This is a genomic window from Devosia sp. FKR38, assembly GCF_005222805.1.
Classification (GTDB): Bacteria; Pseudomonadota; Alphaproteobacteria; order Rhizobiales; family Devosiaceae; genus Devosia.
In genome coordinates this window covers 965,131-977,637 of sequence record NZ_STGC01000002.1, presented here as the reverse complement: position 1 = coordinate 977,637, position 12,507 = coordinate 965,131, and the positions used below count along the sequence as shown (strand labels likewise).

Here is a 12,507-nt window from a genome sequence, read left to right as displayed (position 1 = left end):
CAGAAATAACAAAGGGCCCGGACATCTGTCCGGGCCCTTTGCTTTGGCTGGGTCTTGGTGGGCGGTGGCGCTTACACCAGCGCCTTGATGGTCTTCTTGCGCCACACGAACTGGTACCAGCAGCCCTGCAGCACCAGCATCATCACAAAGCTGGCCGCATAGGCCACCCAGATGCCGGTGAGGCCCAGGCTCGTCTGGCTCAGCACGATGGCGCCCGGCAGTTCGATGCCCAGGATGCAGATCAGCGACAGCACCATGGGCGCGATCACCGTGCCGCTCGAGCGCATGATGCCCGAGAACACCACGCTGCCGCCAAAGGCCAGAATGCTCCACAGCACCACATGCAGCAGCGTCTCGGCGACGTCGATCACCGCCGGATCGGTGATGAACAGCGCCACCAGATGCGCGCTGAACAGATAGGCCAGCACAATCAGCGTGCCGGTGATGATCACATTGAGCATCAAGCCGGTGCGGGTGATGGCGCCCAGCTGATCCACCTTGCCGGCGCCGATGGCCTGCGCGCCAAAGATCGAGGCGGCAATGCCGATCGACATGGCCGGGAACTGCACATAGCTCATCACCTGGCCCAAAGCGCCATAGGCGGCCGTGGCGCTGGAGCCGAAGCGATTGACCAGGCCCACCACCACAATGCCCGAAATCGAGGACACCACCATCTGCAGCCCCGCCGGCAGGCCAAGCCGCAGGATGAGTCCGAGCAGCGCGAAATCGGGACGCAGCATGGCCGCCAGCAGCTTGCCATCGGGCGCCAGCGGCATGTCGCGCAGGCGCAGATAGACGAACAGGAACAGTAGAACACTGACAAAGCCAGCCACCGAGCCGAAAGCAGCCGCATTGGCGCCCAGCTGCGGCAGGCCGAACCAGCCCTGGATCAGCGCCGGCGTCACCACCAGGCCCACCGCCAGCGACAGCACCAGCGAGAACAGCGGCGTCATGGTGTCACCCACCCCGCGCAGCACCGAGGTGGCCACGATGAACAGGAAAAAGCCCGGCATGCAGCCCAGCATCACCTTGGCATAGCTGGCCGTGATCGGGGCGATATCGGCCGGCACGGCCAGAACGGTGAGGATCTGGTCGGTCCAGATGACACCCACCACGGCCACCACCACGCCCATCAGGAACGCGGTGGCCAGCGTCGTGCCAGCGATCTGCTTGACCTTGTCGATATTGCGGGCGCCCCAGGCCTGCCCGATCAGCACCGTCGAGCCCGATGACAGCCCGATCAAAAAGCTGAGCAGGAAGAACATGATGGGGAAAAAGGTCGCCGTGGCCGCCAGAGCGTCCACACCCACCAGTTGCCCCACATAGATCGAATTGAGGGTGCCGGACAGCGACTGCAGAATATTGCTGGCCATCAAGGGCAGAAGGAAAATGACGAACCGCTGCCAGAGCGGCCTGGATTGAAAACTCACCTTGAACTCCCAAGACCTGAACACAGACGCGTCACATCACGGCCCCCACGATAGGGCAAAGGGGTCACACAATGGGTTGGACCTTTGCGGGGACCTGTTCACATCCCTAAAGAGTAGGATGCCGGCTGGACGGGCGCTGGTGGCGTAGCAATGACACGGCGCTGTCTCTACGCCCGCCGCCCAAAGGCGTCAACGCCTCCACCGCGGCAGCAATCACCGGGTTTGATGCCCGTCATCACCACTTGTCATGGCCAATCCTGCGCTTTGCCAGTGCATCAAATGCAAGGCCCCGCTATGGCTTGGGCCATGCAGACCACCCTGTCCAATGGCACACGATTTGCCGACCAGTTCTTCGCCGGCGCCCGGGCCTGCATCCCCGTTGTGCTGTCCGTGGCCGCCTATGGCATGGTCTGGGGCGTGCTGGCGCGCGGCGCCGGCCTCAGCCAGCTCGAAGTGCTGCTGATGAGCGGACTGGTCTTTGCCGGCTCCGCCCAGTTCGTCGCACTCGACCTCTGGACGGCAACGCCCGCCACCCTGCCGATTGGTCCGCTGATCCTGGCGGCGCTGGTGATCAACCTGCGCTATCTGCTGCTGACCGCCACGCTGCGCCCGCTGTTCCGCCCCGACCAGACGGGACGCGGCGCGCTGATGATGGGCATCGTTTCGGACGAGACCTGGGCCATGACCATGCTGGAAATGCAGCAGGGGCGCGGCACCATCGCCTTCCTGCTCGGTGGCGGCGTGCTGGCCTATGTCTGCTGGCTGCTGACCACGCTGCTGGGCTTCATGCTGGGCTCGGCCATTGCCGATCCGGCCACCTATGGCCTCGACTTCGCCTTTACCGCCACGTTCCTCGTGCTGCTGCTGGGCATGTGGAAGGGCAAGGCCGACCTCTTGCCCTGGGCGGTCGCCGCGCTCAGCGCCACCATCGCGTCCCATCTGGTGCCCGGCAATTGGTATGTGCTGATCGGCGGCCTGGCGGGGAGTCTGGCCGGCGCCATAGCCGATAGCGTGCGCCATGTGGACTAGCCCCCAGGCCCTCGCCGCCATCTTGGGCATGGCGCTGGTAAGCTTTGCGGTCAAGGCGCTGGGCCTGCTGCTGGCCAACCGCCTGCCGCGCCACGGCTTTGCCGCCGCCTGGTTGCGCCACGTGCCGGGCGCCGTGCTGGCCTCGCTGGTGGCGCCGGCGCTGGCCACGGGCAATCCGGCCGAGCTGATCGCGGCGCTGGCCACGGGCCTGGTCTATTGGCGCAGCCGCAGCCTGCTGCTGGCCATGGCCCTGGGGGTGCTCACCGTTTATCTCGCCCGCCTGGCTCTGGCGGGATAAACCGCCGACCCCGTTGCAGACCGGCCCGACCTGGGCTAGAGACTTTGACCGTGCCCCTCTGGCGGAATGGTAGACGCAGAGGACTCAAAATCCTCCGCCGCGAGGCGTGCCGGTTCGAGTCCGGCGGGGGGCACCAGAGACCATGAGAGTGTCCTCCAACTACCTGACGTAAATGCGTTTCTATTTGAGTCGTACAACCTGGGGCACGTTTGGGGCGCGTTCTCTTGACGGGCAACAAGCGGTCGCTCTGGTAGCCACCCATCCACGCAAAAAAATCGGGAGCGCGCAACAAACGCTCCCCCTATATTCGCTCTACCTGCCTAGTCTCATTTCATTCCCAAGGCTGAGGCCGGTTTGCATTCCACAATTGTTAGCTTCCTAACATCCGTGATTTGAAATCGCTGTGGGATTGGAGCGGCCATGAATATATTGGGAGCTCTCAGGGGATTGCAAATGCCGATCAAGACTACTGACGTGTTTGGCCTTCGAACCACGGTAAGCGAGCACTCGTACGTAGACCGAGGAAAACTCGACAAAGCACTTCTCGATTTGTCGCAACAAAATCAGCACATTGCGCTCAAAGGCGAGTCTAAATCTGGCAAGTCCTGGTTAAGACAGAGAATTTTCCAAGACGCTGTGGTGGTTCAATGTCGGGTCCATCACCTGATGCCAGATATTTACACACAGATCCTGGCGAAGCTGGACATTAAGATCGCAGTCCAACAGTCGTCGGGCTTCGGTGGTTCAATGACATTGGAGGGCACAGCAGAGGCGGGCTGGAAATGGCTAGCAAAGGCGACCGTGACGGCAGGGGGTGCTGCCTCGGCCGACATCTCCACGGAGAAAGTGACTCGATCCGTAGGCCGCAACGAACTTGACATTGAGTTTATTGCGGATGTGATCAAGGCCTCAGGGAAGAGGATCGTAATCGAGGACTTCCACTACCTATCCCATCCGGTACGGGAGGTATTTGCCCACGAGCTCAAGACGCTCTGGGATTACGGCGTTTACGTGATAATTGTCGGTATCTGGCACCGGAAGAACTACTTAACGTTCCTAAACGGTGATCTCGCTCTTCGTCTCACGGAGGTAAACGTTGGATGGACCGTCGAGGAACTGGCCAAGTCTTTTCAAAAGGGCTGCGCTGCTCTCAACGTTGACGTTCCGCGCGCTATTATCGAGCGAGCGGCCAAGGACAGCTACAGTAACATTGGAATTCTGCAGTCAATCGCGCTCGGCTTCTTGACTGCAAGTGGGATTCAAGAGGAGCAAGAGGTAGCTCCAACCTTGGCTGACTCTGTAAAACTTGATGATGCTGGAATGCAATATGCGGACCAGCTAGCAGCTGTCTACGCGAATTTTGCCGAGCGCGTTTCGGAGGGCATTCGTAAACGCAAAGACGCGACGCAAATCTATGCTTTCGCTTTGTGGTCAATAATGGAGTCACCTGACAACGAAGCTATGCAGGGGCTATCCGTCGATTGGATCTTTCAAAAATCACACGCGCGCCAACCTCGTATACAAAAGCCGAATTTGCGGAAAGTTCTGCGTAAGTTCTATAGCCTCCAAGTGGACGATAAAGGAAAAGGCTTGGTGATTGCTTTTGATGAGGGCAGTGACGTTGTCATTATTATCGACAAGGGCCTCCTTTTCTATCGAAAGTATCGCACAGAGCCTTGGCCGTGGGAGAGGATTGCGGAAGAGGCTAAAGAGCGAGATGAGGGTCTCATCGGGGAAGACGACTAGTCACTGGGCCCCCTGCTTCGGGAGCAGGGGGACAATTGTTCGAATCACTCTACTCCGACCAATCAAGCCCGGCCTCTCACCAGGCCGAGCTTTTTCGTCCCGACACAGTTGGCGCGGATAAGCGCCCTCTATGTTCCCGGTTGACTTCAAAGAGCTTTTTGCTGTGTTTAGCCAACCGAGCCGACGCCTCTTTGGCGGAGTGACCTTGGCGAACGATGAAATGTTCTCTGTCGCCGAGAATAGTGGGGCGAGAATGACTGAACAGACGGCCGAACGCCTCGATGCGATCGTCACCGGCATAGGAATTGCGGCCTCGACGCTGGCGCTGCTAAGTGCCTTCTTCCCCAATGCCACCGGGTTGACGATCGCCAGTGCGGCGGTCGCCTTGCTAGCGGCACTATTCCGCCTCTTCATTTCGCGCCGCCTTGCGGTCTTTGAGGAAGCGGAGAAGGCGTTGCACGACGGGCGGATTGCTGAACTTGAGAAGCTCACAGTACATCTTGCGGGTAGTGAGCGGCTTTCCGCCTTTGTTCGGCTGGGCACGGCTGGCGAGATACTGAAATCGAAAAACGTCTCCAGCGTCACTGACCATGGCGTCGGCCATTTCGGTGTTACCTTTACTCGGGCGTTTAGGACGACCGACTACGCCGTAACGCCAATAGGCGGTGCTGCTCAGGCTTACGAGGTCCTGGACCAAACTCCTCAGGGGCTGAACCTGCGGATACAGGGTGGTGACCCGAAGTCACCTATGGCGTTCCTGTTTGAGGACAAGGGATTTTAGGCCTTAGGTGGTAGGCCCTCCAGGCAAACGATTACCTAGATCTGGCCCCCTTCGAGTCCGGCGGGGGGCACCAAATCATGACATTGCTGGACCCAACGCACACAGGCGTGACCCGCCTGCGGGACTTTGCCGTGGGGAAATCGCGGCTTGGCCAGCGCGTTAACCCTATTCCTTACCGAGGCATTAATCGTTTGCGTCGCATTTTAGCACAAAGTTCACCGCATACCCGTGACGAGGCTAAACCATGAAACGCAAGTCCCTCTTGCTGTCCGCACTCCTGTTGCTCTCGCCTGCCGCCATGGCAGCCGACCTGGGCTGGAACGGTGGGGACTCGGGCTCGATCTATTCCCCCGTGCCGGCCTCGGGCTGGTCAGGCTTTTATGCCGGCATCAGCGGCGGCTATGGCTGGGGCACTGCGCTGCGCAAGCCCACCGCCGGCGGCGCCGAGACCTCCAACGGCACGACCGGCTTCGTGCTGGGCGGCCAGATCGGCTACAACCTGGATCTTGGCGGCATGGTGATCAGCACCGAAGCGGACCTGCAGGGCACCAACCTGGGCTATGAGCAGGCCATTCCCGGCATCGGTACCTTCAAGACCGGTGTGGATTTCTTCGGTACGTTGCGCGGCCGCGCCGGCATGAGCTTTGGCCAGGTCATGCCCTATCTGACCGCCGGCTTTGCCGCTGGTCGCGGCACCGCCAGCGTCACCAGCCCGGCCAATGTGGTGACCTCGCAGTCCGCCAATCATCTGGGCTGGACAGTGGGCCTGGGCATGGAAGCCATGGCCACCCAGAACATCACCTTCAAGGCCGAATACCTCTATGTCGACCTGGGCACACAGGGCTACGCCGGCCTTCCGGTAGGCAATTCGGACGTCACCCAGCGCTTCAGCGTCATCCGCGGCGGCGTCAACTACAAGTTCTAACGGCCCGGCGGCCTCGGCCGCCGATCCCATGCAACGACAGGCCCGGTCAGGCGCAAGCCTTGCCGGGCCTGTCGCCGTTTCGGGCAAGCGATCATTTGCCCGTTATTTGCTGGAAATCGCACAAGCCAAGGTCTATCCAGCCCATGCCTGATCCCACCATGATGGAACCTGCCATGGCCGCGCTGCCGCATCCACTCGACAAGAAATCGGCCGGACTGGCCTTTGTGCTGGGCCTGGCGACCATTCTGGGGGCCTGGGGCAGCCAGATCATCGGCGGGCTCTACCCGTGCGAATTGTGCCTCGAACAGCGCATGGCCTATTACTACGGCCTGCCGCTGCTGCTCATCGTGCTGGTCACCTGGAACCGCCTGCCGCTGGCGGTGTGGTATCTGGTCATGGCGATCGTCACGGCGATCTTTGTCTGGGGCACCTATATGGGCGCCTATCACGCCGGCGTCGAATGGGGCTTTTGGCCCGGCCCCACCGCCTGCACCGGGGTGGGCGACGCCATGGACTTCAACGCGCTGAGCAATATGACACCGGTGATCGGCTGTGATGTCGTGCAGTTCCGTCTCTTTGGCCTGTCGCTGGCCGGCTACAATGCGCTGATCTCGCTGGCCATCGTCACCCTGCTGGGCATTTCGATCTGGGCCCAGATGCGCGGCAATCGGCGGGGCTAGTCGCCCTCGAGGACTGACTCGATATCCATGGCCGCCGAGATCACGCGCAGGATCTGCACCCGGTCGACGCCAATGGTGTAGAAGATTCCATAGCGGCCATATACGCGCCGTCGGATGGCACTGGCTTCAAAGCCAGCCATCACCGGAAAGCGCAGCGCCTGGCTTGCCAGGCCCTCACAGGCCGCCTGCAACTCATCAACAAAGCTCAGGGCACGGGCCGGATTGTCGGCAGCGATATAGAGCGCAATGTCCAGCAGATCCCGCTCCGCCAGCGCCGTCAGCTCGACGCGCATCACGAGGCCTTCTTGGCACCTGCATCCTTGATCCGGCTCCTGATCCGGTCAAAGACCTCATCGGCCGGATGGACCCGCCCCGCATTGACATCGTCCTGGCCGGCCTGAAGCTTAGCTTCGAGCTCCCGGAACCGCGCTTCACGCTCCTGCACCAGGCGGACGCCTTCGCGCAGCACTTCGCTTTTGGAATGATAGCGGCCCGTGGCCACCAGCTCATTGACGGCCTGTTCGAGGGCCTCACCCAGTTCCGCACTGATCGCCATGTGTCGGCCTCCTGCTTACCAACCAATAATAGTTATTGGTCACGGCTGTCGCAAGGCCACCATCATTACGGCTCGAGTTCGATGTCCCAATAGAGATAATCGAGCCAGCTCTGGTGCAGATGGTTGGGCGGGAAGGCGCGGCCATTGTTGTGCAGATCATGCACCGTGGGGTGATAGGGCGCCTGATGCGGGAACATCTTGATCTCGCTGGGCATCCTGTTGGCTTTTTTCAGATTGCACGGCGCACAGGCGGCCACCACGTTTTCCCAGGTGGTCTGGCCACCCTTGGAACGCGGAATGACGTGATCAAAGGTCAGATCATCGCGCGAGCCGCAATATTGGCACTGGAACCGGTCGCGCAGGAACACGTTGAAGCGCGTGAAGGCCGGATGGCGGGCCGGCTTCACATAATCGCGCAGCGAGACCACGCTGGGCAGGCGCATCTCGAAACTGGGGGAGTGGATCACCGTGTCGTACAGGCTGACGATATTGACCCGGTCCAGGCACACCGCCTTGATCGCGTCCTGCCAGGACCACAACGACAACGGATAGTAACTGAGCGGCCGGAAGTCGGCGTTCAGAACCAGAGCGGGACAGGCCTCAGGCGACACGTGAATGGTCACTTGAGTCTCCCGAAAAGGGAATCGAGTAAGTCCATATCCCCTTTATACTAGGCCCTTTGTGTCAGGGCTGTGAAGCGGGGGAGGAAGTGTTATTTTTGCGGCAGACCGGCGATGAAGGCCGTCGCATAGGCCAGCCCGTCGGGGGCAATGCCATGCCCGACGCCGGGGCTGACGTGATAGTGCACATCCACCCCCGCCGCCCGCAGCGCCGCATCGGCCTCAGCGCTATGGGCCGGATCAACCACGCCATCGCTGTCCCCATGCACCAGGCACACCGGCGGGCGCGCCAGCGCGTCCTGGCCAAAGCCCTCGGGCGGCAGGAAGGCGCCGGAAAAGCCGATGATGCCCATCAGCTGCTGCCCCTTGGGCAGCGCCAGGCCGACATGCAGCGCCATCATCGCGCCCTGGCTGAAGCCGACCAGCAGCGTCTGCGCCGGCGCAATGCCGGTCTGGCTCCACAGATCGCCCAGAAACTCGACGAGCACCGGCGCCGCCCCGATCACGCCCAGCTGGCGCTTGGCCAGTTGGTCCGCGTCGAAGCTGACATCGAACCACTGATAGCCCGCGGCGAACTGCTTGCAGGCATCCGGACCATTGGGCGCAATGAACACCGCATCGGGCAGCACATCCTGCCAATGCGGCGCCAGCCCGATCAGATCATTGCCATCCGAACCATAGCCATGCAGCAGCACGACGGCCTGTTGCGGCAGGCCGCCCGAACGGGGTGGCAGCATGGGGCCGGAGAGCTTGGTCAAAGGGCAATTCCTTCCTTGTCGCGCAGGACAGCGAAATAGCGCCAGAACAGCAGGGCGGCGGCCGAACGATGCGGCGCCCAGGCGGTGGCGAGGCCGATCATGTCCTTGATCGTCGGACGGGCGTCAAGCCCGAGCCCATGCGCAACCGCCTTGAGCAGGGCCAGATCGCCGGCCGGGAACACATCGGGGTGCCCGGCGCAGAACATGAGATAGACCTCCGCCGTCCAGGGGCCGATGCCCTTGTGGGCCACCAGATAGGCCACAGCATCGGTGACCGGCAGGGTTTCGAGATGCGCAAAGTCCAGCGTGCCATTGGCCATGGCCTCGGCGATCGCCCGCACGGTGCGGTATTTGCTGCCCGAAAAGCCCACGCTGCGCACTGCTTCCTCGCTGAGGTCGAGATAGCGCAAGGGATCGAGCGCGCCGTCCAGCGCCGCAAAGCGCGACCAGATGGCGCTGGCGCTGGCCACCGACACCTGCTGACCGCAGATCACCTTGGCAATGCCGGCAAAGCCAGGCTCGGTGATGCGGGGCGCGACGTCGCCCGCCACGGCCCGCACTGGCGCGAGACGAGGATCGAGCGCCACGAGATGATCGAGAGCCTCGGCAATGGCCGCAACACTGTCGAGCCGTCGTGACGACACCATCGGCCTCATGTTATCACCCGGCTGTGCCATACGATCCGTCCCGTCCTGTCCTGCGTTTTGCCCCCAGCCCCAATGGCCGGCTGCACCTCGGCCACGCCTATTCGGCGCTGGTGACCTGGCAGGCCGCCGCGCGGCTGGGCGGCACCGCCTTGCTGCGCATCGAAGACATCGACACCGAACGCTGTAAACCCGAATTTACCGAAGCCATCGCGCAGGACCTACATTGGCTGGGGCTCGACTGGCCCGAGCCCGTGATGCACCAGTCGCAGCGCATGGACACTTATGCCGCGGCCGGCAATGCGCTGCGCGACCAGCACCTGCTCTATCCCTGCTTTTGCAGCCGCACCGAAATTGCTGCCCTCGCCACCGAGACCGACCCGGACGGGGCGCCGCTCTATCCGGGCAGTTGCCGGCATCTGCATCGCGGCGAACAGATCGAGCGGCTGGAGCGCGGTGACCCCGTGCAGTTCCGCCTCGACACCAGCGCGGCCATGGCGCGGGTCGGCATGCTGACCTATACCGTGCTGGGCCCCCTCATCACCGACCGACCGCAAATCCGCCATGCCCGCCCCCAGCGCTGGGGCGATGTGGTGCTGCAGCGCAAGGGCACGCCCACCAGCTATCACCTCAGCGTTGTCGTCGACGACGCAGCGCAGGGCATCACCCATGTCACGCGCGGCCGCGACATGGAGGCGGCCACCGATATCCACGCGCTGCTGCAGATGCTGCTGGGCCTGAGTTCCCCCATCTATCACTTCCACCGCCTGATCCTGGATGCCGATGGCCGCAAGCTGGCGAAATCGAAAGGCTCGCCATCGCTGGCGAGCCTTCGTGAAGCCGGATGGACGCCGGATGATGTGCGTCGCGCCGTGGGGCTGGAGAACTAGGCCGCCGCCTGCGCTTTTGCCAGCGGCCCAACCACCTGGGCGATGGCCGCAGGAAACGGCGTCGCGAAATCGGGACCGAGCAGGGCATCGAGCCGCGGATCGACCAGTTCCATCGGGTTGTTCCACAGATAGCGCATCTTGACGATCTCGCGCAGCACGCCATTGACCAGGCCCACGGCCTGCAGCAGCAGCCATGGCACGGGCGTCACCTGCAGCGGCTTTGGCCAGGCGGTCTGGATGGCCTCCATCATCGTGCCATGTGTCACATAATGCCCGGCGAAGTGGAAGGTCTCGAAAGCCCCCAGTTCAGCGCGTTTGTCACCCAGCACGGCAAAGGCCCGGCCGAGATCGGGCAGGTAGGCCCAGGCATGGCTGAGATCGAGCGCAGCCAGGTGGTGGATCTTGCCCTTGCCGATATCGGTCAGCATGGCCTGGTCGAACCAGTCGCCCACATTGGCTGGCGCATAGAAATCGCCGGCGCGCAGGATGATGGTCTGGAACTTGCCCGCCCGGCTGGCGGCGGCCAGCATCTCTTCCTGCCGCACGCGGATGGCGCCGCGCGGCGTCTGCGGGTTTTGCGGCGTCTGTGGCGTGATCCACCGGTCCGTGGCGGCATAATTGTAGATATTGCCCGGGAACATCAGCGTCTTGCCGCCCTCGCCCATGGCAGCGATCACTGTGGCCAACTGCGCCTCGGCCCGGCCCTTGTCCCATTTGTCATAGGGCAGGTTGAGCGCATTGACCACGATATCGGCCGGCGCAATGGCAGCCTTGAGATCGTCCAGGCTCGCCGCATCGCCGGGCACAAAGCGCACGCCGCTGATCGGATGGCGATTGCTGCGCCCCATGCCGATGACGCTGTAGCCGGCCGCGAGGAACGCCCGCGCCGCGTGATGGCCGATATGGCCGTTGATCCCCAGTATCGTCACAGTGCCTTTGGTCATTTTGGCTCTCCACTTGTCTTGACCACCAGCATGCGCCATTCATTGTCGTGGTGCGATTGCCGTAAATCGAACAGCGGGCATTCAATTATGAATAGAGAGCCGGATTGGGCCCTGTGGCGCAGCTTTGCCGCCGTTGTCGCCAATGGATCGCTGTCCGGCGCGGCGCGGGAACTGGGCATCAGTCAGCCGACGGTGGGCCGCCATGTCGAAACGCTCGAGGCCGATCTGGGCCTGCCGCTGTTTGAACGGAGCCTCACCGGCCTCAAGCCCAATGCCACGGCGCTGCGGCTGTTTGACTCGGTGTCCCGCGCCCAGGCGCTGCTGGCCGAGGCGGCCATCGTCGCCCAAGGGGCGCTGGATGATTTTGGCGGCACGGTGCGCATCACGGCCAGCGAGATGATCTCCAACCACGTGCTGCCGCAGCTGCTGCTGCCGATCCGCCAGCGCTATCCGCGCATTGCCGTCGAGATCGTGCCATCGGATTCCGCCGAAAACCTGCTGCTGCGCGAAGCCGACATCGCGATCCGCATGTTCCGCCCCACCCAGCTCGAACTGGTGACGCGCCGCCTCGGCGCCATCGAGATCATCCCGGCCGCCCATGCCGACTATCTCGCCCGGCGCGGCACGCCCCGCCAAATCACTGACCTCTACGACCACGACCTGATCGGCTTTGACCGCTCGGACGCCATCGAAACCCATGCCCGCAGCCTCGGCTTCCCCCTGACGCGCGACAATTTCCAACTGCGTTCCGATTCGCAGCCCCATCTATGGGCCCTCATGGTGGCCGGGCTCGGCATCGGCTTTGGCCAGGCCAAACTGGTGGCCAGCACCCCCGGCATGGTGGCCTTGCCGATCGATCTCAAGATCCCGCCGCTGGACGTCTGGCTCACCACTCACAGGGAATTGTTCACCTCACATCGGATTCGTGCGATCTATGATGCCCTTGCCGAGGGTCTCGAAACGTATATCAACGGCAAGGCACCCTTTCGGTAGGACTCAATGCAAACAGCGCTCAACATCGCCATCGCGCTTGCGATGCTCTTCGTGGTCATCGTTCTGGGCATGGGCCTGTGGAACATGCTCAAGGCCGGCCCAGGCAACACCAGTCAGCGCCTGATGCGGCTGCGCGTGATGGGGCAGGCCATTGCCCTGGCGCTGCTGCTGGCCGCGCTGTTCCTGTTCGGCGGACGGCAGGGCTGAACGGCA

The 12,507-nt window shown here is 62.6% G+C and carries 16 protein-coding genes and 1 tRNA gene; 10 read left to right on the top strand and 7 right to left on the bottom strand.

Features of this window, described 5'->3' with window-relative positions; genetic code table 11:
- Positions 1–71: 71 nt before the first annotated feature.
- Positions 72–1,373 (bottom strand): MATE family efflux transporter, encoded by a 1,302-nt coding sequence (locus E8M79_RS04800; protein WP_137150883.1) that lies wholly within the window; start codon positions 1,371–1,373, stop codon positions 72–74.
- 363 nt (positions 1,374–1,736) lie between these two features.
- Between E8M79_RS04800 and E8M79_RS04795 the strand changes: the two genes are divergently transcribed.
- The 7 genes from E8M79_RS04795 to E8M79_RS04765 all read left to right on the top strand — a co-directional run bounded on the left by E8M79_RS04795 (position 1,737) and on the right by E8M79_RS04765 (position 6,889).
- Entirely contained in the window at positions 1,737–2,459 is a 723-nt protein-coding gene (locus E8M79_RS04795; RefSeq protein ID WP_137150766.1) for an AzlC family ABC transporter permease, read from the top strand.
- Complete coding sequence (locus E8M79_RS04790) at positions 2,449–2,757, top strand: AzlD domain-containing protein (RefSeq protein ID WP_137150765.1); 309 nt, start codon at positions 2,449–2,451, stop codon at positions 2,755–2,757. Before E8M79_RS04795 ends, E8M79_RS04790 begins: the two co-directional genes overlap by 11 nt.
- Positions 2,758–2,809: 52 nt before the next feature.
- Positions 2,810–2,893: transfer RNA gene (locus tag E8M79_RS04785), tRNA-Leu, on the top strand.
- 317 nt (positions 2,894–3,210) lie between these two features.
- Positions 3,211–4,503 carry a hypothetical protein gene (locus tag E8M79_RS04780; RefSeq protein ID WP_205747865.1) on the top strand — a complete coding sequence of 431 codons (1,293 nt, stop codon included), beginning with the start codon at positions 3,211–3,213 and terminating at the stop codon, positions 4,501–4,503.
- Between the two features lie 130 nt (positions 4,504–4,633).
- Entirely contained in the window at positions 4,634–5,284 is a 651-nt protein-coding gene (locus E8M79_RS04775) for a hypothetical protein (RefSeq protein ID WP_137150764.1), read from the top strand.
- Positions 5,285–5,528: 244 nt separating this feature from the next.
- Positions 5,529–6,209 (top strand): outer membrane beta-barrel protein, encoded by a 681-nt coding sequence (locus E8M79_RS04770; protein ID WP_137150763.1) that lies wholly within the window; start codon positions 5,529–5,531, stop codon positions 6,207–6,209.
- Positions 6,210–6,367: 158 nt separating this feature from the next.
- Positions 6,368–6,889: a disulfide bond formation protein B gene (locus E8M79_RS04765; protein ID WP_137150882.1), complete on the top strand. Its 522-nt coding sequence runs from the start codon at positions 6,368–6,370 to the stop codon at positions 6,887–6,889.
- Here the strand turns inward: E8M79_RS04765 and E8M79_RS04760 are convergent.
- The 5 genes from E8M79_RS04760 to E8M79_RS04740 all read right to left on the bottom strand — a co-directional run bounded on the left by E8M79_RS04760 (position 6,886) and on the right by E8M79_RS04740 (position 9,470).
- Entirely contained in the window at positions 6,886–7,182 is a 297-nt protein-coding gene (locus tag E8M79_RS04760) for a type II toxin-antitoxin system RelE/ParE family toxin (protein WP_137150762.1), read from the bottom strand. The genes E8M79_RS04765 and E8M79_RS04760 overlap by 4 nt on opposite strands.
- Positions 7,182–7,445 carry a type II toxin-antitoxin system ParD family antitoxin gene (locus E8M79_RS04755; RefSeq protein ID WP_137150761.1) on the bottom strand — a complete coding sequence of 88 codons (264 nt, stop codon included), beginning with the start codon at positions 7,443–7,445 and terminating at the stop codon, positions 7,182–7,184. The genes E8M79_RS04760 and E8M79_RS04755 overlap by 1 nt, the downstream gene beginning before the upstream one ends.
- Positions 7,446–7,510: 65 nt before the next feature.
- Entirely contained in the window at positions 7,511–8,068 is a 558-nt protein-coding gene (locus tag E8M79_RS04750) for an HNH endonuclease (protein WP_137150760.1), read from the bottom strand.
- A gap of 89 nt (positions 8,069–8,157) precedes the next feature.
- Positions 8,158–8,823, bottom strand: a complete 666-nt coding sequence (locus E8M79_RS04745; protein WP_137150759.1) for a prolyl oligopeptidase family serine peptidase — start codon at positions 8,821–8,823, stop codon at positions 8,158–8,160.
- A complete protein-coding gene (locus tag E8M79_RS04740; protein WP_137150758.1) occupies positions 8,820–9,470 on the bottom strand; it encodes a DNA-3-methyladenine glycosylase in 651 nt (216 codons plus the stop codon). Before E8M79_RS04740 ends, E8M79_RS04745 begins: the two co-directional genes overlap by 4 nt.
- Here E8M79_RS04740 and gluQRS point away from each other — a divergent pair.
- A complete protein-coding gene (gene gluQRS / locus E8M79_RS04735; protein ID WP_248304885.1) occupies positions 9,458–10,357 on the top strand; it encodes a tRNA glutamyl-Q(34) synthetase GluQRS in 900 nt (299 codons plus the stop codon). The genes E8M79_RS04740 and gluQRS overlap by 13 nt on opposite strands.
- On the opposite strand, the gene E8M79_RS04730 is transcribed toward gluQRS, so the two are convergent.
- The gene (locus tag E8M79_RS04730) at positions 10,354–11,301 is read right to left on the bottom strand and encodes an NAD-dependent epimerase/dehydratase family protein (RefSeq protein ID WP_171015705.1); all 948 of its coding nucleotides are present in this window, start codon (positions 11,299–11,301) and stop codon (positions 10,354–10,356) included. The genes gluQRS and E8M79_RS04730 overlap by 4 nt on opposite strands.
- Positions 11,302–11,388: 87 nt before the next feature.
- Between E8M79_RS04730 and E8M79_RS04725 the strand changes: the two genes are divergently transcribed.
- Together E8M79_RS04725 and E8M79_RS04720 are read left to right on the top strand one after the other, a co-directional pair.
- Positions 11,389–12,294, top strand: a complete 906-nt coding sequence (locus tag E8M79_RS04725) for a LysR family transcriptional regulator (RefSeq protein ID WP_137150756.1) — start codon at positions 11,389–11,391, stop codon at positions 12,292–12,294.
- Between the two features lie 6 nt (positions 12,295–12,300).
- Positions 12,301–12,501 (top strand): twin transmembrane helix small protein, encoded by a 201-nt coding sequence (locus E8M79_RS04720; protein WP_137150755.1) that lies wholly within the window; start codon positions 12,301–12,303, stop codon positions 12,499–12,501.
- Positions 12,502–12,507: the final 6 nt, after the last annotated feature.

Coding starts and splice junctions, on each gene's coding strand:
- E8M79_RS04800 (WP_137150883.1), bottom strand. CDS start 1,373: ATGGCCAGCAATATTCTGCAGTCGCTGTCCGGCACCCTCAATTCGATC.
- E8M79_RS04795 (WP_137150766.1), top strand. CDS start 1,737: ATGCAGACCACCCTGTCCAATGGCACACGATTTGCCGACCAGTTCTTC.
- E8M79_RS04790 (WP_137150765.1), top strand. CDS start 2,449: ATGTGGACTAGCCCCCAGGCCCTCGCCGCCATCTTGGGCATGGCGCTG.
- E8M79_RS04780 (WP_205747865.1), top strand. CDS start 3,211: ATGCCGATCAAGACTACTGACGTGTTTGGCCTTCGAACCACGGTAAGC.
- E8M79_RS04775 (WP_137150764.1), top strand. CDS start 4,634: ATGTTCCCGGTTGACTTCAAAGAGCTTTTTGCTGTGTTTAGCCAACCG.
- E8M79_RS04770 (WP_137150763.1), top strand. CDS start 5,529: ATGAAACGCAAGTCCCTCTTGCTGTCCGCACTCCTGTTGCTCTCGCCT.
- E8M79_RS04765 (WP_137150882.1), top strand. CDS start 6,368: ATGATGGAACCTGCCATGGCCGCGCTGCCGCATCCACTCGACAAGAAA.
- E8M79_RS04760 (WP_137150762.1), bottom strand. CDS start 7,182: ATGCGCGTCGAGCTGACGGCGCTGGCGGAGCGGGATCTGCTGGACATT.
- E8M79_RS04755 (WP_137150761.1), bottom strand. CDS start 7,445: ATGGCGATCAGTGCGGAACTGGGTGAGGCCCTCGAACAGGCCGTCAAT.
- E8M79_RS04740 (WP_137150758.1), bottom strand. CDS start 9,470: ATGGTGTCGTCACGACGGCTCGACAGTGTTGCGGCCATTGCCGAGGCT.
- E8M79_RS04730 (WP_171015705.1), bottom strand. CDS start 11,301: ATGACCAAAGGCACTGTGACGATACTGGGGATCAACGGCCATATCGGC.
- E8M79_RS04725 (WP_137150756.1), top strand. CDS start 11,389: ATGAATAGAGAGCCGGATTGGGCCCTGTGGCGCAGCTTTGCCGCCGTT.
- E8M79_RS04720 (WP_137150755.1), top strand. CDS start 12,301: ATGCAAACAGCGCTCAACATCGCCATCGCGCTTGCGATGCTCTTCGTG.